This window comes from Streptomyces nitrosporeus (assembly GCF_008704555.1).
GTDB classification, from domain to species: domain Bacteria; phylum Actinomycetota; class Actinomycetes; order Streptomycetales; family Streptomycetaceae; genus Streptomyces; species Streptomyces nitrosporeus.
Genome location: NZ_CP023702.1, coordinates 7,541,267 through 7,559,761 on the forward strand (window position 1 = coordinate 7,541,267; position 18,495 = coordinate 7,559,761).

The 18,495-nt window shown below is 71.6% G+C and carries 13 protein-coding genes; 5 read left to right on the forward strand and 8 right to left on the reverse strand.

Translation table 11 applies throughout. The features are described 5' to 3' along the window. Positions 1–281 precede the first annotated feature (281 nt). The 3 genes from CP967_RS33605 to CP967_RS33615 all read right to left on the reverse strand — a co-directional run bounded on the left by CP967_RS33605 (position 282) and on the right by CP967_RS33615 (position 3,785). The gene (locus CP967_RS33605) at positions 282–2,333 is read right to left on the reverse strand and encodes a HelD family protein (protein ID WP_150491587.1); all 2,052 of its coding nucleotides are present in this window, start codon (positions 2,331–2,333) and stop codon (positions 282–284) included. Further along, positions 2,330–3,151: a helix-turn-helix domain-containing protein gene (locus CP967_RS33610; RefSeq protein WP_150491588.1), complete on the reverse strand. Its 822-nt coding sequence runs from the start codon at positions 3,149–3,151 to the stop codon at positions 2,330–2,332. The genes CP967_RS33605 and CP967_RS33610 overlap by 4 nt, the downstream gene beginning before the upstream one ends. 118 nt (positions 3,152–3,269) lie before the next feature. Beyond that, positions 3,270–3,785: a TetR/AcrR family transcriptional regulator gene (locus tag CP967_RS33615; RefSeq protein WP_150491589.1), complete on the reverse strand. Its 516-nt coding sequence runs from the start codon at positions 3,783–3,785 to the stop codon at positions 3,270–3,272. A gap of 1,566 nt (positions 3,786–5,351) precedes the next feature. On the opposite strand from CP967_RS33615, the gene CP967_RS33625 reads away from it, so the two are divergent. Then, entirely contained in the window at positions 5,352–5,720 is a 369-nt protein-coding gene (locus CP967_RS33625; protein WP_150491590.1) for a VOC family protein, read from the forward strand. Between the two features lie 834 nt (positions 5,721–6,554). Continuing rightward, on the forward strand, positions 6,555–7,613 hold the full coding sequence (locus tag CP967_RS33630) for a zinc-binding dehydrogenase (RefSeq protein WP_229888597.1): 1,059 nt from the start codon (positions 6,555–6,557) through the stop codon (positions 7,611–7,613). 200 nt (positions 7,614–7,813) lie between these two features. On the opposite strand, the gene CP967_RS33635 is transcribed toward CP967_RS33630, so the two are convergent. From CP967_RS33635 to CP967_RS33645, 3 genes are all read right to left on the reverse strand, one after another. Next, complete coding sequence (locus CP967_RS33635) at positions 7,814–9,331, reverse strand: S1 RNA-binding domain-containing protein (RefSeq protein WP_150491591.1); 1,518 nt, start codon at positions 9,329–9,331, stop codon at positions 7,814–7,816. A gap of 1 nt (position 9,332) precedes the next feature. Continuing rightward, positions 9,333–9,935, reverse strand: a complete 603-nt coding sequence (locus CP967_RS33640; protein ID WP_150491592.1) for a recombinase family protein — start codon at positions 9,933–9,935, stop codon at positions 9,333–9,335. A gap of 66 nt (positions 9,936–10,001) precedes the next feature. Beyond that, entirely contained in the window at positions 10,002–10,328 is a 327-nt protein-coding gene (locus CP967_RS33645) for a hypothetical protein (RefSeq protein WP_150491593.1), read from the reverse strand. 589 nt (positions 10,329–10,917) lie between these two features. Between CP967_RS33645 and CP967_RS33650 the strand changes: the two genes are divergently transcribed. Together CP967_RS33650 and CP967_RS33655 are read left to right on the forward strand one after the other, a co-directional pair. Further along, a complete protein-coding gene (locus tag CP967_RS33650; protein WP_150491594.1) occupies positions 10,918–13,341 on the forward strand; it encodes a VWA domain-containing protein in 2,424 nt (807 codons plus the stop codon). Between the two features lie 142 nt (positions 13,342–13,483). Continuing rightward, positions 13,484–13,918, forward strand: coding sequence for an NUDIX hydrolase (locus tag CP967_RS33655; protein WP_150491595.1), 435 nt, complete (start codon positions 13,484–13,486; stop codon positions 13,916–13,918). A 366-nt stretch (positions 13,919–14,284) separates the two neighbouring features. On the opposite strand, the gene CP967_RS33660 is transcribed toward CP967_RS33655, so the two are convergent. Next, positions 14,285–15,676: a cytochrome P450 gene (locus CP967_RS33660; protein ID WP_150492174.1), complete on the reverse strand. Its 1,392-nt coding sequence runs from the start codon at positions 15,674–15,676 to the stop codon at positions 14,285–14,287. A 592-nt stretch (positions 15,677–16,268) separates the two neighbouring features. Beyond that, positions 16,269–16,526 carry a metal-sensitive transcriptional regulator gene (locus tag CP967_RS33665; RefSeq protein WP_373300441.1) on the reverse strand — a complete coding sequence of 86 codons (258 nt, stop codon included), beginning with the start codon at positions 16,524–16,526 and terminating at the stop codon, positions 16,269–16,271. 504 nt (positions 16,527–17,030) lie between these two features. On the opposite strand from CP967_RS33665, the gene CP967_RS33670 reads away from it, so the two are divergent. Next, complete coding sequence (locus CP967_RS33670) at positions 17,031–18,419, forward strand: MBL fold metallo-hydrolase (RefSeq protein ID WP_150491597.1); 1,389 nt, start codon at positions 17,031–17,033, stop codon at positions 18,417–18,419. Positions 18,420–18,495: the final 76 nt, after the last annotated feature.

Genomic DNA, 18,495 nt, shown 5'->3' on the forward strand with positions numbered 1-18,495 from the left:
TACCGGGACGGGAGCCGTTCGCCGGACGGTGCCCGCCAGCGACGTCCGCTCCCAAGGACGAGGAGAGCGCACCTGCCCGGCGACGGACACGCCGGTCCGCAGGCCGCCGGCACCGGGCATCGCGAAGGGGCCGTCGAGCGGCTGAGGCATGAGGGACCGCGGGCTTACCGGCGCATGACGAGAAGGGTAGGAACAACCCCGCCGCGGCGCAAACGACATTCCGGTTGCCGCGGCGCGTGCGCTCCCGGGGGCGGTTCCGGTGCCGGTGCGGCCGGCCCTGTTCATCTCGGCAGGTGTGGACTGGGCGGGCCGGTGTGGGTCACGGTGAGGCGGTGCAGCGCGCGGGTGCAGGCGATGTACAGCAGCGAACGGTCGGCGGCGGAGCTGTACTCCTGCGCCGACGCCCGGGCGACGATCACTTCGTCGAACTCGAGGCCCTTGGCGAGCGTCACGGGAATGACCGTGATGTCGTGCCCGAGCACGCCGCGTGAGTCGGCTGTCGCCAGGAGGATTTCCTCCAGCTTCTTCGACAGCTGTCGCCGCAGGAGCTGTGCTTGCGAGCGTGACCTGGTGATGACCGCGAGGCGGCCGCGTCCGGCGGCGCGGAACCGTCCGAGTTCCTCGGCCATCCACCCGGTCTCCGACTCGCTGGTGTCGAAGCCGAGCACCTGGGGCTCGTGGCCGTGGCGGTCGATCGTCGCGACCCGGTGTCCCCGGATCTTCGAGGCGAACTCCATGATCTCGGTCGTCGAACGGTAGCTGCGGTTCAGCTCCATCACCCGCGCGTCGTCGAACAGCCCCGCAAGGTCGTCCACGGTGTAGTTCTCGGTGTTCCCCAGCGCTTGGCCGACGTCGCCGAGAACGGTCATGTCGCATCGGAAGAGCTGCCGTAGCACCGCGTACTGGGTCGGTGAGTAGTCCTGCATCTCGTCGATCATGAGGTGCTGGATCCGCTCGTCGGCGTCGAGTCCGTCGAACCGGGCCGCCACGAAGAGGAAGGGGTAGACGTCCGCCCACTCCAGGGTCCCCGCCGCCGGCGTCCGGAACGCCGCCGGGGCGTCTTCGCGCCGGAACAGTTCGCGGTAGAGCGCCCGCGCGCTTCTGGCGGTCAGCATGGCGGTGAGCGCCTTCGCCACCTCGCCGGGCCGCGGGTAGGTGGTGGCGAAGGCCCGGTCCTGGCGGTCCCGCCTGCAGATGAACTCGGCCATCTCGCGAAGGCGCGTCCGCACCGGCAGCGAGGCCATGCGCCCGTAGAGCCCGCGCAGCTCCTCGGCCTCGACCCTGCACCCCTTGACGTGCAGGTCGCGGGGTTCGAAACAGAGCGGGACAGCCTCGTCCACGGCCCGCTCCAGCCACCGGTGGAACGACCACGTCGACTTGCCCGATGCGCGCTCCCGTGCCGCGTCGTCGCCGGGCTCGACCGGGTCGACCGGTTCGGTGAAGTCCAGACGGTGTCGCAGGAGCTGGGCACGGGCGAGACCGGCGAGGCCGAGTGAGGCGATCTGTTCCTCGCCCAGCTCGGGCAGCACGTCCGAGACGTACTCGGCGAAGAGGCCGTTGGGCGAGACGATGGCCATGTTCTCGGCCCGGAGCCGTCCACGCCGGCGGTACAGCAGATAGGCGATGCGGTGCAGTGCGATCGAGGTCTTCCCGGACCCGGCGACGCCCTGGATGACGAGGGTACGGTCCGATTCGTTACGGATGATCTCGTTCTGCTCACGCTGGATGGTGGCGATGATGGAACGCATATGGGCGTCGGTCGTCCGCCCGATCTCCTCCAGCAGGATCTCGTCACGGACCGCGTCCGCCGTGTCGACGGCGAACCGCAGCAGTCCGTCCTCGATCTTGATCTGGCGCTTGCGCTCGATCTGCCCGCCGATCCTCCCGGCGGGCGCCTCGTAGCTCGCCCGGCCGAGCTCGGCCTCGTAGTACACCCCGCCCAGCGGGGACCGCCAGTCCACCACCGCCGTGCCCTCGGCGTCCTGGAGCGCGTTACGCCCGATGTAGTGGGCCTCCCGGGCGCTGGTCGCGTCCGGGGTGAAGTCGAGCCGGGCGAAGTAGGGGGATTCCCGCATGGCCTTCAGCCGCTCGCGCAGGCGCGTGGCGTGAGCGCCCTCGGCGTCGATGTCCCGCAGGAGGAGTTCGTTCCGGTACATCTCGGCGGGGTCGAGCTCGCCTCGGTTCTCGGCCATGTATGCCTTGACACCGCGGTAGTTGCTGTCGTGGGTCTCGATGGTTCCGGTCACCGACTCGATCTTGCGTTCCAGGCGGCGCAGGGTGGCGGCGAGGTGGCCGGCTTCCGCCTGATGGGCGTCCGACGACTCGGGGGTCACAGAGATGCTCCTGACGGTTCGAACTCGAGAAGTTGTGTGGGGTAGCCGAATTCCACGCGTAGGGGCGCGGGCCGGAAACCGAGACGGAGCAGGGCCCGGCGGTGGCCGAGGTCGGCGCTGTCGCCGTCCCGGAAGGTGGTGATGGACAGCCGCGGACGGTCCTGGGCCGCGCGCAGCAGCGAGGACAGCACCGACGACGCGCGGACCAGCGGATGCACGGCGAGGTACTCGATATGACCGGTCGCCGAGTCGACGGTCATCGCTGCCGCGCCCTGTCCCTCGCGGTGGGCGAAGAACACCTGGCGGGTGTCGGCCTGCCGGCCGAGCGCCCCGGTGTGCTGCTCGACGTCGAGCGCGGGCAGCATGTCGACCGCCGCGAGCGACAGCGGAAGGAGGAGGCCGGCATCCGCCCGGTCGGTGACGTCCAAGCCGCTCCCGGCGCGGCTCAGCTGCCACTCGGATTCGTCGAACCGGTAGGGCAGGAGCAGCGGGAAGAACCGCTGCGCGCGTCGCCAGGCCGCCGGAGGTGTGCCGTAGTGCGCGGAGAAGACGTTGGTGAACGACTGCTGACCGCTGAATCCGTGGCGCATGGCGATGTCGATGATCGGCTCGGATGTGGCGACCAGCGCTCGCGCGGCCTCTGTGAGCCGCCTGCGGCGTATGTAGGCGTGGAGGGTCAGGCCGAACGTACGGCGAAAGGAACGATGGAAGTGATAGGGCGAGTAGCCCGCGCGTGCGGCGACACGGTCGAGGTGAAGATCGGTGTGCAGGGAACGTTCGATGAAATCGACCGTGGCGGCGTGCTCGGCCGACCGCATGCTCTCCTCCGGTGGTTTTGCCCTGATATCGGCTGTAACGCAGGTTTGTGCGCCCTCCAGGCTAACCGGCGGCCGTCCTTCCGGTTTGCTCGTTCTTGCGCGGAAAGGGCTGCTCGGGTCAGGGGGTGTCGGGGGCGGCTCCTCGCAGGAAGAGGTCGACGACGTCCTGGGCCAGGCGGTCGGCTGTGGCCGGGGTGCTGTCGTCTTGTGGGGGGCGGACGGTGGCGGCGAGTTCCATGAAGGCGGTGGCGAGGAATCCGGGGTCGGCTTCCCGTAGTTCGCCGGTGGCCACGGCCTGGGTCATGAGGTCGGTGACGGGCTGGATGAGGCCGCGGACGTAGGCGTGGGAGACCTCGGCGCGCCGGTCGTCGTCGAGGGCGAGGAGTTTGTCGCGCAGGGTGCCGGGGGTGGCGAGGGCTCCCTGGAGGAGGGCTGCGGCTTCCTCGGTGTAGTGGTGGGCCACTTCCATGAACAGGGCGGGCTTTCCGCCGGGGAAGTGGTGGTAGAGGCTGGCCTTCTTCACGTCGACGGCTCTGGCGATGTCGTCGAGGGAGACGCCGGGGTAGCCGTGGTCGGCGAGGCGGCGGGCGAACTCGTCGCGGGCACGGGCGCGGGTGTCGGTCTGGCGGGGCATGGTGGTCAGACTCCTGTACGGGTGCGGCGGGTCAGGGCGAGGTGGGCCGCGGCGGCGCCCGCCGCCAGGACGGCGAGAGCGACGAGGACGCCCGGCAGCGGGCAGCTGCCCTGGCGGTGAGGGGTCCGGCGCGGCGTGTGCGGGCCCGCCGGACGGTGAGCGGCCGGAGCCGTCCTTGCGGGCGCAGCGGTTCGAGGGTGGACATGAGGGGGTCGAGGGCGGCGCCCTGGGAGGCGGCCCCGGTGCGGTGGCGGACCGGTCCGGAGCCGCGGGTGGTGTCGGGCCCCGGCGGCCTGGGCGGGACCCCGGGAGGGGTGGAGCGTCGTGGTGAGCGTCCGGGCGGCGGTGTTCTTGCCCGAACCATGGGGGCCGGGCGGTCCGTAGCCCTCTCCCGGGTTCGCTGCCGGGCCGGGCCTGTCCGCGGCCGTGCGATCGGGGAGGCCCCGGCCCGGCCCCGTGGCGAGGATGGCTGGAGTGGTGGCGTTGCCCATGCCTAAAACCTACCTATTGATAGGTAGGTTTGCAAGTGCGCTCCTTGGTGCGCCCGCTGTGATGTGCCGGCTTCGTCCCGTCGGGAGCGTGTCAGGCGTGTTGAGCGGGAGAGCGCTGTTCTTGCCGTTCACGGGTTCGCGGCTGTGGCGTGCTACGGACACGGCGATGGCGCTTGGCGGCCTCGCGACTGCCATGGGGTGGCACGCCCCCGGCTGACTCGCTGCCACGAAGACGGCGTGTCGTACGAGAGGCCGGGGGCGCGGACACGTACTCGGCGGCCCCATGGCCCCATGGCCCCATGGCCCCATGGCCCCATGGGGCCACGGGTGCGCTTGTGAGACCGTCCGAGGCCGCCTTGTTCCGGTTCGCCGCCCGGGCCGCCGGCCTCCGCGGCCCCATCGGGACCGAAGCGGTTCGACACCTCGGCGAAGCCCCCGACCGTGCGTGGCCCACGGATTACCCAGCGCTTTCCGGGGCGGCGCTGACGAGAACCGCTGTCAGAGCTTCCCGCGCAAAGGCGCTGCCCGCTCACGCGGTGATTCGGTACCGGCCGGCACCAAGGGGCCGGCGCGTCTCCTCGGGGACGCTGATGCTGAGCACCGTGCGGGCGGCGGCTCGCACTCCGGGAGGCGTCACGGGTATGGACATGAGCCGGGCGATGACGACTCTGGAATCACCCGGCGCGTCCGAGGCCGTAGAAAACCGAGGGGAGGAGGTGGAGGCGGCCGGAGCCGGCGAGCCGAACGAAAGGGCCGGGGCGAAGACGGGGGCGGCCACGGTGACCGCCGTACGGATGTCTTCACGAGGAGCCCGCCGCGTGCGGGTCCGGACAGGACGGCCTGACAGCAGATCGGTTCAGGTGTCCGGTCGTCATGAGCTCTTCTTCCTCCGGGAAGCGCGACGGGCGAGAGGAGGCCGGGTGCCGATGCCTGCGCGAGGAGCCCCGCAGGCCCTCCCCGCCCGGCCGTGGGCGGCAGTCCGGGGCGCGGCTCGTCCGGCAGGGCGGCTTTGCCGATGAGTTCACCGTCCGCGAACGGTCTGCCCAGCGACACGACCGTTCTCGACAGGAGTGCCATGTCCACCATTCAGCCAGTGATCCTGACCACCGACCAGGACGTCCTGCTGGACTTCTACACGAAGCTGTTCGGCGCCGAGGAGATCTTCCGGGTACCGAAGGAAGGGCCCGCCTTCTACCGAGGCTTGCGCATCGGCGACACCGACCTCGGGCTGGTCGCCAAGACGGACCTGGGGGCCGGGGCGGCGCCACGGATCCTGCTCAGCATCGGTGTCGACGACATCGACGAGACGCTCGGCCGTGTGGAGGCTCTGGGCGGCTCGGTCCGCAGCGGCCCCGACGACATGCCGTGGGGACAGCGCGTCGCCCACATCCAGGACCCTGACGGCAACCCGGTGAACCTGACCCAGCCGATCCCGGCCCAGTGACCCTGTTCCAGGTGCTTGTGCTGGTCGTGGGCTGCCCGCGGCAGAGATCATTTGCCGGTGGTGGCCTCATGCGCGGCCGGCTGCGGAAACAGCCCGACGGCCGGTTCACCACCAGGCTGTGACCACGGAAGCCACCCCCCGTGGGCAATGCTGAACGGGCGTAACCTCGGTGCTCCCGGCGGCTGTTGGAAATGCGGGACCGCAACCGAAGAACGCTCCGAGGACGCCTGTCCGCTTGTCCACCAGTCTTGTCCATCAGCGCCGTCTGCTGCCGTCCACGCGCACCGTCGACCACCGCGCCGATCTGCTGTGGCGCCATCTCAAGGCGATCCGGTCCCGGCGGCGGGTCCTGCCGGCCGGGCTCGGGCCCCCGGATACGACGTGGACACCGGCCGCCCGGACGTCGTCTCCGGCACTCCGGAGGGCGCCCGCTCCAGCCGCCGCGGTGGAACGTGCGGCGGCCAGTTCGTGCGGCGGCGCGGCCGGGTGGTTCGCCGTGCGGCGACGGTCGTTGAGGCGCACCTGGCCGGGGGAGGGCCGTGCAGCATCGGGGGATCCGCCTCAGGGGGGCGTGGTCGCCGCCGGGCGGGGGAAAGGCGTCGTCCGGGCCCGGCAGGCCGCTGGCTCCGGCCGCGGACGGCGAGATCGGCGAGGTCCCCGAAATTCTCTGGGGTACGTCCGCAGGCCCCGGGCTGCCGGGACCTCATGCGGCGTGTCCGGTCGGGTGATCTCTGACCCGTACCGGTCGATCTGGGCGGAACATGCAGGCAGAGGTGTCGGCGTGGAGGATGTGGGTAGCCGCCCCGGCCAGTCGATGCGAAGGGTGACCAAGTCATGGTGAAACGTGTGATGAGCGCCGCCGTCCTGCTCCGGCACGGAGGCATGGAAGCACTGGAGCTGCGGGATGACTGGCCGCTGCCCGAGCCCGGGCCGGGACAGGTCCTGGTCCGGGTGGCCGCGGCGGCGGTCAACAACACGGACGTGTGGACGCGCGAAGGAGCGTACGGGCTGCCCGGGCGCCCGGAGGCGAAGGCCGGGTGGCGGGGTCCGCTGGAGTTCCCGCTGGTGCAGGGAGGCGACATCGCGGGCAGCGTCAGCGAAGTCGGCGCAGGCGTGCCGGCGGAGTGGGCGGGACGCCGGGTGCTGGTCGATCCGGCCTTCTACGCCGACGACGGCGAGGACGCCCCGCCCGTCGGTCTGCTGGGCAGCGAGAGGGACGGCGGCTTCGCCGAGTACGTCGTGGTGGACGCCGGCCGCCTGCACGACATGGAGGCATCCCCGCTCTCCGATCAGGAGCTCGCAGCCCTTCCGGTCGCCTACGGCACGGCGATGGGAATGCTGGAGCGTGCGGAGATCCGCCGGGGCGAGACGGTGCTGGTCACCGGGGCTTCAGGCGGGGTGGGCCTGGCCCTGGTGCAGCTCGCCGCTGCCCGGGGCGCGCGGGTGGTGGCGCTGACCAGCGGCTCCAAGACCGCCGCACTGGAGGAGGCCGGCGCCTCTGCGACGCTGCCCAGAGACGCGGACCGGGCCGGTCTGGAACGCCGGCTGGCCGCAGCGGCTCCCGGCGGCCTGGACGCCGTCGCGGACGTGGCGGGAGGACCGTGGCTGGAGCGGCTCCTGCCTGCTCTGCGGGAGAACGGGCGCTGGGTCGTCGCCGGCGCCGTCGCGGGCCCGGTCGTCACTTTCGACCTGCGGCGCCTCTACCTGCACAACCTCCGCCTCATCGGCTCCTCCATGCACACCCGTGCCCACTTCACGGCCCTGGCCGGTCTGGCCCGCGCTGGGGGTGTGCGGCCGCGCATCGCGGCCGGTTTCCCCCTGGACGACATCCACGCCGCCCAGAAGACGTTCCAAGACGGTACGCATGTAGGCAAGATCACGATCATTCCGTGACAGGACGGCCCTCCGGCCTTCTTCGTGGTTCGTGGTACCGGCCTCCTGGGGGTCCGTCCGTCCCGCTTCCGAGCGAGAACGGGTTCTGAGAACGAAACCCGGGACCGACAGGATCCGGCTGTCGGATTCCGCAGTCCTCTGCGCTGATGTCCGCAGTCCTCCGCACGCCCGCTGCGGGCCGTAGCGAGCCGACTTCCTCGTCAGGCGTGACGGTGCCTCTCCGGGGCAACGGCGAGCGCATGCCTGTGCGACAGTGCGATCCGGCGCCGAGTGGGGTCGACTTCGAGGATCTTGACGGTGAGTGCTTCGCCGACCTGGACGACGTCTTCGGGCCTTTCCACGTGCTCGTCGGCCAGTTCGGTGTTGTGGACCAGTCCCTCGAAACCGTCCTCGGAGTCCTCGATGCGGACGAAGGCGCCGAACGGTACGAGCTTCGTGACGGGGCCGGTGACGATCTGGCCGACCTGCTGCGCGAGATCCAGCATCGGATCCGGCTGCAGTGCCTTCAGCGACAGCGGCACACACTCCGCGACCATGTCGACGTCGAGGATCTCGGCGGTGATCTCCTGGCCGACAGTGACGATGTCCGTGGGGGAGTTGATGTGCCGCCAGGACAGTTCAGGAATGTTGATCATCGCGGTGAAGCCGCCGATGTCCACGAACGTGACACCGAAGCCGGCGATCTCGGTCACCGTTCCGGTGACGACCTGGCCTCGGTGCAGAGTCCTGAGGACGGCCCAGTGGCGGTCGCTCGGGGTCGGTTCGGTCCTCCAGCGGGCTCGCAGGACGCCGTCGCTGTCGGGCAGGACGGCGGTGAACAGAGGCCGGCGTCCGTCGGTGCACACGGACAGAGCGGCTGCGGCGCGGGCGCCGGTGATCTTCGCTGCGATCCCCGTGAACCGGGTCTCGTCGGTGGTGGTCCGCGTGATCCGCCCGTCTGCGTCCTCCCGAACGGGCTCGATCAGGCCCTCTTGGGGGAGACCCGCGAGGACGGCGGCCACGCCGGTGGCCAGGTCCGGCCAGACGGCCAGCCGAGCGCGGGGGGTCAGCCGGGCGCGGACCTCGTCGAGGGTGCCGTCGTCGAGCCGGTGCCAGCGGGTGGCGTTACCGGCGTAGGTCTCCTCCAGGAGCGCTGCCTGGCGCATGGCCACGCACCAGCGCAGCCGGGCCCAGAAGACGTCGTCCGCAGGGCGCTGTCCGCGCGGCTCGTCGTAGTCGGCGTCATAGGGGGAAGCGTCCAGACGTTCCGGGAACAGGCCGAGTGCGCGGGTGCGGGCCAGAGCTTCCTCGCAGGGCCCGCTGCTGCCGATGTAGACGTACCGGTCCCATCCGACGTGGACGGTGAACCTGCCTTCCACTTCGAGGCGGCACCAGGCGCCGTTGTCACGGAGCATCGCCCGGACCAGTTCCAGGCCGAGGGCGAGCGAGACCTGCGCGCCGTCGTGGAAGCCTGCGGGACCGGACGGGAAGAGTCCGGCCGGTCCGTCCCCTTCGACGGCCGGCTCCGCGCCGAAGTCGGCAAGGCCGGGTGTGATCTGCGGCTCCCGGACGGCCAAGCGGTCGATGCCGGCGTGTTCTGCGAACGCGGCCACGGCCTGCAGACAGGCCGATTCGGCAGGTCCGTGGTCGCCGGCCGCTCCGGCGGTGCCGACGTGGCTGCCGTGTTCATCACGGTCGGCGGGATCGTACTCGGTGATCCGGTAGACGAAAGGGAGCACGTCACCGCCCGCCGGATGCCGTCGGTGCCACGGAGGTCCGGTGGCGTTCCAGGACGCTGTGGACCGCGGCCCTGCCGACGGAGGAGAGTCCGGTGAGGCCGGCGATGGCGCGCTCGCCGCTACGGTGCCCCTTGACCGGGTGAGTCTGCTGACGAATCGTCAATTCGACCTGCTTGCCGCGCGGTTTCCCCTCGGCCTTCGCCACGGGCGTGCCCTCACGGGTCCGCATCCGCAGGAGGCCGGCCTCGAACCCGGCGAACGTACCCAGGATGTGGAAGAACATCTTGTCCATCGGGTCCCCCGGGCCGTGGAGCGCGCCGTCGGGCGAGAGCTTGACGCCGCGGGCGGTGAGCGAGTCGCCGATACCGCGGGCGTCGGGGGCCGAGCGGGCGAGCCGTTCCGGTGCCGGGACGACCAGGGGGTCGCAGGCGTGTGCGGCGGCGGTTGCCCGGGCCGGGCCGGGCCGGCCGCGGTTGGTACCGGTGAGCCCGTGGTCGGGATGGACGCGCTCGCCGGCGATGCCGAGGCCGGGCAGGATGCCGCGCCGGGCGGTGAGGTCTTGTTCGTCGAGCGAACATCTGGCGTAGTCGATGGACCCGTTCACGGACCCGAATGTACGGATAACCCCCTCGCACCGTACAGATCACCGGGCCCCCTGAAGGAGACGCCGTCAGCGCAGGCCGATCACCCGGACCGGGCGAGACCACCTCTGCCCGGTGGAGGTCTCCCTTGCGGACACGCCGTCGGGCGCGCCGCTCCTCCCCCACGGAAGTGGAACAGCCGGCCGGTAGCGCAGGCCGGTGCCGTGCCGGTCGCAGCTGCGGCGCAGGGCCTCGCTCTCGGACTCCGCGGCATCGCCGGCGTACAGCCCGCCCGGTTCCCCGCTCATCGGCCGCACCGCCTCCACGCCCAGCCGCTCCGGCCACGGCCGCTCGTCCGTCGCCGTGTGCGCCAGGCGCAGCCCGGCCGAGGCCGCCGACGGTGCCTCCGGTGTCACGGCCAGGCCGGCCGCGCACCGGCCGGCCGCATCGACCGCGACCGTCGGACACGGCCGGCCGTCAGCCGGTGTCGTTCGTCGGCCACGAGCACCTCCACCGGGGTGTGACCGACCTGGACCCGCTCCAACAGCCCGGTGACAGCGGGCGGCACACCCCCGGCCGACCGGAGGGGACGAACCACCTCCCTTCCCTCCCGCGCCGCGACCGGCGGGACCGGGACCGGCTGCACTCGACCCGGCGCCGCACCGCCCCCCTCGACAGGGCTTTCAGGCCACGAGCCCGGTCCTGCCGCGCGATCTCCTCACGGACTGCCGCCGCCGAGCGGCGCCGCCGCGCGGAGTACCGGGTGCGCAGCACCTTCCGGACGCCCGTCCCGACGCCGCCGGGCAGACACCCCCCGCTACGGCCGTCGTTGGAGCGGCCCGGCAGCAGGTCCGGCACGCGCTTGCCACCAGGTGATCCGGTTGTCCGATCAGCGGTTCAGGCGACTGAAGACGCGCCATCGCCTTCGGATGGATCAATCACCGCATAACACCCATGACTTCTGCTTACGTGTGCTTCCTCCCATACACCTCAAAAGGGGAAAGCATGCGTGTGTTCATGAAGGGCCCGGCCGTACCGGGCCGCCGTATCGGGGGGCGCCGGGCCGTCGGCCGTGCCCTGGCGGGTGCGGTCGCCCTCGCCGCGTCGCTGGGGGCCGCCCCCGCGACCGTACCGCCGCCGACGCCCGGCAGTTCCGTCGTCACGGTGAAGACGGGCGGCGACCGTACCGGCGACTCCACCGTCGGCCCGCTCGCCGGGGTGCAACTGGCTCTGTACGCCTCGCAGGACGCCACCACGCCCATCGACGCGGCGTGGGCCCGGTGCACCTCGGACGCCGACGGGGACTGCAACTTCGTCGTGCCGGACACGGACGACGGCGGTGCCAACGAAGGCGCCCGCTACTACGTCGGCCAGCCCGAGGACGGAGTGCCTCCCGGCTGGTACACCAACACCTTCCTGCGGACCGGGGCGGGAAGCGGATCGGGTTCGGTGCGGTCCCCGTACCGGTTCCTGACGCCGGCGCTGGAGGACGGTCAGGTCTACTCCTCCACCAGCGACTTCATGTTCAGCACCGACTACGCGGCCAGCCCGTACGTCGCCTCCGGCGGTATCTGGCAGCAGTCCCGGAACAATCCGGACCTGCCCGAGACCTGCGGCCTGGACGTCGCCCTCGTCCTGGACCTCTCGGCGTCCGTCGGGAGCGCGCTGCCCGCCCTGAAGGCCGCGGCCGACGGATTCACCGACGCGCTGGCACAGACCCCCTCCCGGATGGCGCTCTTCTCCTTCGACCGGGGATCGCCCAGCACGGGGACCACCAACTACCCCGAACTGATGCCGCTCTCCACACAGGCCGGCGCCGACGCCTTCAAGGACCTGTACGCCGACTGGACCCTGGGCTCAGGCACCAACTGGGACCAGGGGCTGTACGCGGTGGCCAAGGCCGAACCGCACTACGACGCGGTCGTCGTCCTCACCGACGGCAACCCGACCTACTGGGACAACCCCCGCCAGGGCGACGGCTCGCACACCCACTTCGCCGACGTCGAGGGCGGGATCTTCGCCGCCAACGCGGTCAAGGCCGAGGGCTCCCGGGTGGTGGCGGTAGGCGTCGGCCGGGGCGTCGAAGGCGTCTCGGGGCTGAACCTCCGGGCCATCTCCGGGCCGGAGGCCTTCGACGGGACCAACCCGCTCACCGCCGACTACTACCAGACCGCGGACTTCGCCGGGGCCGGTGAGGCCCTGACCGAACTCGCGCTCAGCAACTGCGCGGGGACGCTGTCCGTCGTCAAGCAGATCGTGCCCGAGGGCAACACCGGCGAGGACATCACCGGGGCCGTGCCGGCGGGCGAGGGCTGGGAGTTCACCGCGACCACCACGACCCCCGGCATCGGCGGTCTGCCCGACACCCAGGTGACCACCGCCGACGGCACCGGCGCGGTCTCCTTCGAGCCCGTCTACCCGGCCGGCACCGACACCGCCGCCATCGACGTGACCGAAGACCAGCGGCCGGGCTACGACCTGGTCACCCAGGGCGGCCTCAACGCGGTCTGCACCGACCTCGACACCGGCGAGCCGGTCCAGGTCACCAATACCGGAACGGCCGCGAACCCGTCCTTCACCGTCGACGTCCCCCGGCTCTCCGCCATCAGCTGCGCCATGTACAACCGGCCGCAGGAGGACGAGGAAGCCGGGATCACCGTCGAGAAGGAATGGCGCATCGACGGGGAGACGTACGCCCACGACGACCGCCCGGACGGCTTCGACGCGGATCTCACCCTGACCGGCCCCGGCGCCGACGGCGCCACCCCGCAGGAGTGGGGTGAGGAGCGTGACGGCTACAACCTCGGGGACACCGCGACGATCGCCGAGACGACCACCGTCCCCGACGCGTGCACCCTGGAGAGCAGCCGGCTCGTCTCGGCCAACGGCAGCGCGGCAGACGAGGCACTGCCCTACGAGGCGCAGCTCACCCGGGCGGAGAACACGTTCACCGTACGGAACACCGTGAGCTGCCAGGACGAGGACGAGTCCCGGCTGACCCTGGTCAAGCGCGTCGTCAACAAGCACGGCGGAACCGCGGAACCCGGGGACTGGACCCTGACCGCTGACGGGCCCGAGAACCTCTCCGGCACGAGCGGCAGTGAGGACGTCACGGACGTGCCGGTGCCCTCCGGCACGTACACCCTCGGTGAGTCCGACGGCCCCGCGGGCTACCGCTCGGCCGGCTGGGAGTGCACCGACTCCGAGGGCGAGGCCGTGCCGGTCGTCGACGACCGGGTGACCCTTGCCGCCGGTGACGAGGTCACCTGCACTCTCACCAACAAGGATCACGGCGGCTCCCCCTCGCCCTCCCCGCACCCCACGGACGGCTACGGCTACGGTCACGGGGACGACGGTTACGGTCACGGGGACGACGGCTACGGGTACGGGGACGACGGCTACGGCTACGGACGGTCCGACGGCAGCTGATCGGCCGTCCACCGCACGGACACCGCCACAGGTCCCGCGGTGAAGCCCTCGCCGGAGCCTGGCCACCGACGACACCTGGCCCCCGGAGTTCCCTCCGGGGGCCAGGCGCGGTCCGCGGTTCCCCTCCGGCAGAATCGTATGTATGGACCAAGGAAACACGGCGGCCGATTCGCCGGTACGGACTGAGCCCCTTGTCGTCGTCGCGGCGGTGGTCGTTCAGGACGGACGGCTCCTGGTGGTGAGCAAGAAGGCGGCGCCCGGGATCTTCTACCTTCCCGGCGGGAAGCCCGACGCGGGCGAGGACGCCCTGGGGACGCTGACGCGGGAGTTCGAGGAGGAGCTCGGTGTCCGGCCGTTGGAGCCGAGGCTCCTGGCCGATGTCGAGTCCATCGCGGCTCTGGAAGGTGTCCCCATGAGAATGACCGTCTTCGAGGCACTACTCAGTGGGACACCGAGCCCCGCAGCCGAACTCGCGCACATGCGGTGGGTGTCCGGTGACGAGGAGGGCCTCCACCTCGCCCCCGCTGTGCGGGACCACGTGCTCCCGCTCCTGAGGCGGAAGGGCGTGCTGGCGTGACCGCCGCGCGGTCGCCCTGGCCGCTTCCGTTCCCGCCCTGAAAGGCTGGTACGGCCCCTGGGGCGGGGGAGAGGCTGCAAAGGACACGGCTGGTGGTGGTGCGGGGTGCCACGTTCGCGGTGGCTCCTGCTGAGGCTCATGCCCCCGGTGTCCACGGCCCTGGGAGTCGACAAGGCCGCCGCGCGGCTCACCGAAGGAATCCTGCTGCAAGCCGGCCCCGCCCGCGGCGCCCGTCCCCCGGAGTCGTGCTGTGCGCGGCTCGCGAGCACGCGATCCGTACCGCCGACGGCCTTGCCGTAGCCGCAGGACCATGCCGGCGGCCTGACCGGTCCCGGACACGAGCGGCGGGGCGCAGGAGGGCGCGGGTCACGCATGTCCATTTTCGGTGGAAGCCGCCCCGGAACGGGAAGCGGTGTCCGTACCGTGCGCCGGCCCGGTGCCGGCGAGCCGAGGTTCGCATGGCGTGGCGTACATGGTCAGGCCCTTGGGCGTCGGTGTGAGTTCCAGGCTCACGCCGATCTTGCGGCCCGGCTGTGCCGGGCGCAGCGTGCGCGAGCAGGCCAGGGTCGCCAGGGCGACGGGCAGCATGGCATCGGCCGCGGCCGCGGCGGGGCAGTAGCGGGGACCCAGACCGTAGGCGAGCAGCGCGGCGTGCGCCGGTGGAGGCTCGGCACCGGGGAGCCAGCGCCGCGGGTCGAACACGTCCGGGTCGGTGTAGCGGTTCCTGTCGCGGCGCAGGGCCCCCAGAGGCAGGGTGACCACGGCTCCGGCCGGGATCCGTACATTGCCCTGGCAGGTCTGGTGGCGGGTGCGGCGGACCAGGAACGGGATCCCATGGAGGCGGGTGACTTCCTGAACGAAGGCGGTCGCGAGCGGGAGCTGGTGTGCTTGGAGGCGGCTCGTGTCGGGCGCGGCGTCGGCTTCGTCCTGGAGCGCCTGCTGGTAGTGCGGGTGGCGGCCCAGTTCGTAGCAGGCCCAGGCGAGGGTGGAAGCGCTGGTCTCCATGCCGGCGATCAGCAGAGCGCGAATGTCGCGCTGCACCACATGGGGGTCCCCGGGAGCGGCGGCTTCGAGCAGGGACACCAGGTCATGACCGTCCGGGTCGGGCCGGTGGTGCGTTCGTACCTGCCGGACGGCCTTGTCCAGTTCGGCGAGCGCGCGGCGGCAAGCGCGGCGCCGGGGCACGGGCACCCAGGGCCAGGGGGCGAGGGCGTAGCGCCAGAAGATGCCGCCGGACAGGGTGGAGCGGGCAGCCGCGATCCTGGACAGGGTGTCGGGAGGGAGCTCGCTGTTGAGGACACAGCTGACGAGGAGGCCGCAGGCCAGTCGGCTCATCTCCACCCGCATGTCGAGCGGCCGGTCCGCGGGCAGGTCAGCCAGAAGCTGACGGGTACGGGCCTGGACGCTGGGCCCGAGAGAGGTGAGCCGGGACGCGGCGAACGCGGGCCTCATCACGGCGCGCCGCTCCCGGTGGGCGGCCCCCTCGAGGCCGACCACCCCGTCCTCGGTGAAGTCGCGCAGGCTCGTGTCCGGACCCCAGAACCGGAAGGTGTCCTCGTCACTGCCGACCTTGCGCAGCAGCGCCAGGTCGTTGACCTGGTAGGCGATCGCCGGACCGGTCCTGGTCCGGACGACCGGGCCCGCCTGGTCGAGGTTGGCCGGGTCCAGCCAGAATCGCAGGGCGCGGGAGTGGGCGAGCATGCCCGGGCCGGGCGGTGCGGGCGGTTGCCCGGGGCAGGCTGTCCTGTTCACATTCATCAGCTTCGCTGTCCTGTCCACGTTCGTCGGCCTCCGCGGCTCCGGCCGCCGTTACGGGTGGGCAACGATCAACTGCGGGGGTAGTTACGGGTGGAGCGGCCCTGCCCGTCAAGGACACGGCTGTCAGGCTGCGTCGGGAAGAAAGGCGGAGCGCGTACGGCGGGACGGACGACGGATTCAGACGGCGTTTCTCGGCGGCGCGAATTCCGGGGAGCCGCTCGTTCCGCTGTGGAGGCCGTCGAGCCGGACGACTTGCGCAGCCTCCACGAGAACGGCTCCTTCCGGCGCGGGCTCCTCCTCGGGGGCGGCGGCCTGCTGACGACGAAGCTCTACACCGGCCGGGTGTGTTCCCTGCCGGGTTCGGCGTGCGGAAGCCGGCGGGTCCCTGGGGCGCACGGTCTGCGGGACGCCGGTCGCCGATGACGGACTTGGCGCTCCTCGCGGCTCAGATCTTTGCGTGTCAGATCTTTTCTTTGCGTGATGGAGGATGCGGCGTGTCCTGTTACTGGTCTTGCCGGCGCGACGACCGTTACGGCGGCAGTCGTGCGCGGCGGGGCGCCGAGAGCCGGTAGCCGCGCCGCTCCGCCGGCGGTCATGCCAGGGCGAGGAAGAGTTTCTCCAGTTCCTCCTGTGACATGGGCGGGGCGTCAGGGCCCCCCGCGAGGCACTGCCGCATTCCACTGGCGACGATCTTGAATCCGGCCCGGTCCAAGGCGCGGGAGACGGCGGCCAGCTGTGTCACGACATCCTTGCAGTCGCGTCCTGCCTCGATCATCGTGATCACCGCGGCCAGCTGTCCCTGCGCCCGCCGCAGGCGGTTCAGGACGGGCTGCATCGATTCTTCGTCCATTTGCACGTCATCCTCCTTCGGCCTCGACAACAATACCCCTCGGGGTATTAATCCCGACTTCGGTCCGGCCGGCGGCGTGGGCCGCACGGGGTCCGTGTCGCGGTGCCGGGACGGCCGCCCCTGCGCGGAACGGTTGGCGGCCCGCAGGCGCCGGCCGTACGGGATTCACCCGCAAGGCGCGCGTCGGCGGCCTCTTGCCGCAGGGCGCGCCGCCGGTCCTCGAAGTGGCCGAGAGCGGTCGTCCGGCGTGTCCACCGGTGGCCACCCGTCACTGCTCTGATACCCCCCAGGGTATTTGACAAGGCGGGCGGGGCTTCGTACGGTCGAAGATGTAATACCCCATGGGGTATCTGTCGCGATCGGGGGCCGAGGCCGCCGCCGAACGGGCCGAGCCGGGTCCCGCGAGTCGCACCCCGCCCCGCACGCCCACTCTCGCGTGGGGCCGCCCTTCGGCTTGCCGAATACCCCAGGGGGTATCCACCTGTGTTTGTTCTGGAGGTTTCCGTGTTCTTCTCGCAGTACTACCTCGAGTGCCTCTCCCAGGCGTCGTACATGATCGCCGACGAGGCCACCGGCCGGGCCGTGGTCGTGGACCCGCGCCGGGACGTGTCGGAGTATCTGGACGATGCCCGGGCCCGCGGCTTCACCGTGGTCGGTGTGATCAACACGCACTTCCATGCGGACTTCGTCGCCGGTCACCTGGAGATGGCCTCCCGCACCGGCGCGTGGATCGGCTACGGGCGGCGGGCCGAGACCGAGTACGAGATCCGCAGGCTGGCCGAGGGCGACACCATCAGCCTGGGCGAGGTGACGCTGGAGATCATGGAGACCCCGGGGCACACCCCCGAGTCGATCAGCGTGCTGGTCTACGAGCACGCCGAGGACACGGTCCCGTACGGGGTGCTGACAGGTGACGCGCTGTTCATCGGCGATGTCGGCCGCCCCGACCTGCTGGCCTCGGCCGGAGTGGGCGCCGAGGAGCTGGGCGCGATGCTGCACGACAGCGTGCAGCGCAAGCTGATGGGCCTGCCCGATGAGGTGCGCCTGTTCCCCGCGCACGGCGCCGGCTCCTCCTGCGGCAAGAACCTGTCCACCGAGCGGCAGTCGACGATCGGCGAGCAGCGCGCGACGAACTACGCGTGCGCGCCGATGAGCGAGAAGGACTTCGTCGCGATCGTCACCGCCGGGCAGTCGGTGGCTCCCGGGTACTTCGCCTACGACGCGGACCTCAACCGCCGGGAGCGCGCGCTGTTCGACCCGGAGAGCGCGCCGCGGGCGCTGGAGGCGCGGGAGTTCCTGGCCCGCCGTGCCGCGGGAGCCGTGGTCGTCGACGCGCGTGACCCGCAGGAGTTCGCCGCCGGTCATGTGCGCGGAGCGGTCAACGTCCCGGCCGACGGCCGGTTCGCCGAGCAGGCTGGCACCGTCCTGCCGCTCGGCTCGGAGCTGCTGGTCGTGGCGCCCGAGGATCGCGAGGAGGAGATCGTCACCCGGCTTGCCCGGATCGGCTTCGACCGCGCGGCCGGATACCTGGCCGCGCCCGACGAGGCGATGGCCGCCATGGCTGAGGAGATCGCCCCGGCCCGCCGCCTGACCGCCGCACAGCTGCGCGCCGTACTGGAAGGGGAGAACCCGCCGGTCGTCGTCGACGTCCGCAACTGCGGTGAGCGCGGCGAGAACGGGTTCATCGAGGGTGCCCTGCACATCTCCCTCGGAGAACTGCCCGGCCGACTGGACGAGATCCCCCGTGACAGGCCGCTGGTCCTGCACTGTGCCGGGGGCCACCGCTCCTCCATCGCCGCTAGCCTGCTGCGTCACCACGGCTTCACCGATGTCTCCGACGTACTGGGCGGCTACACCGCCTGGGCCCTGCTGAACGCGCCCGTGTCCGCCTGAGGCGACACCGCCCGCTTCCTCCGGACGTCGGCACCCCGCGGCACCTCCATGTGCCCCGGCGCCCGTGCGCGGGTGT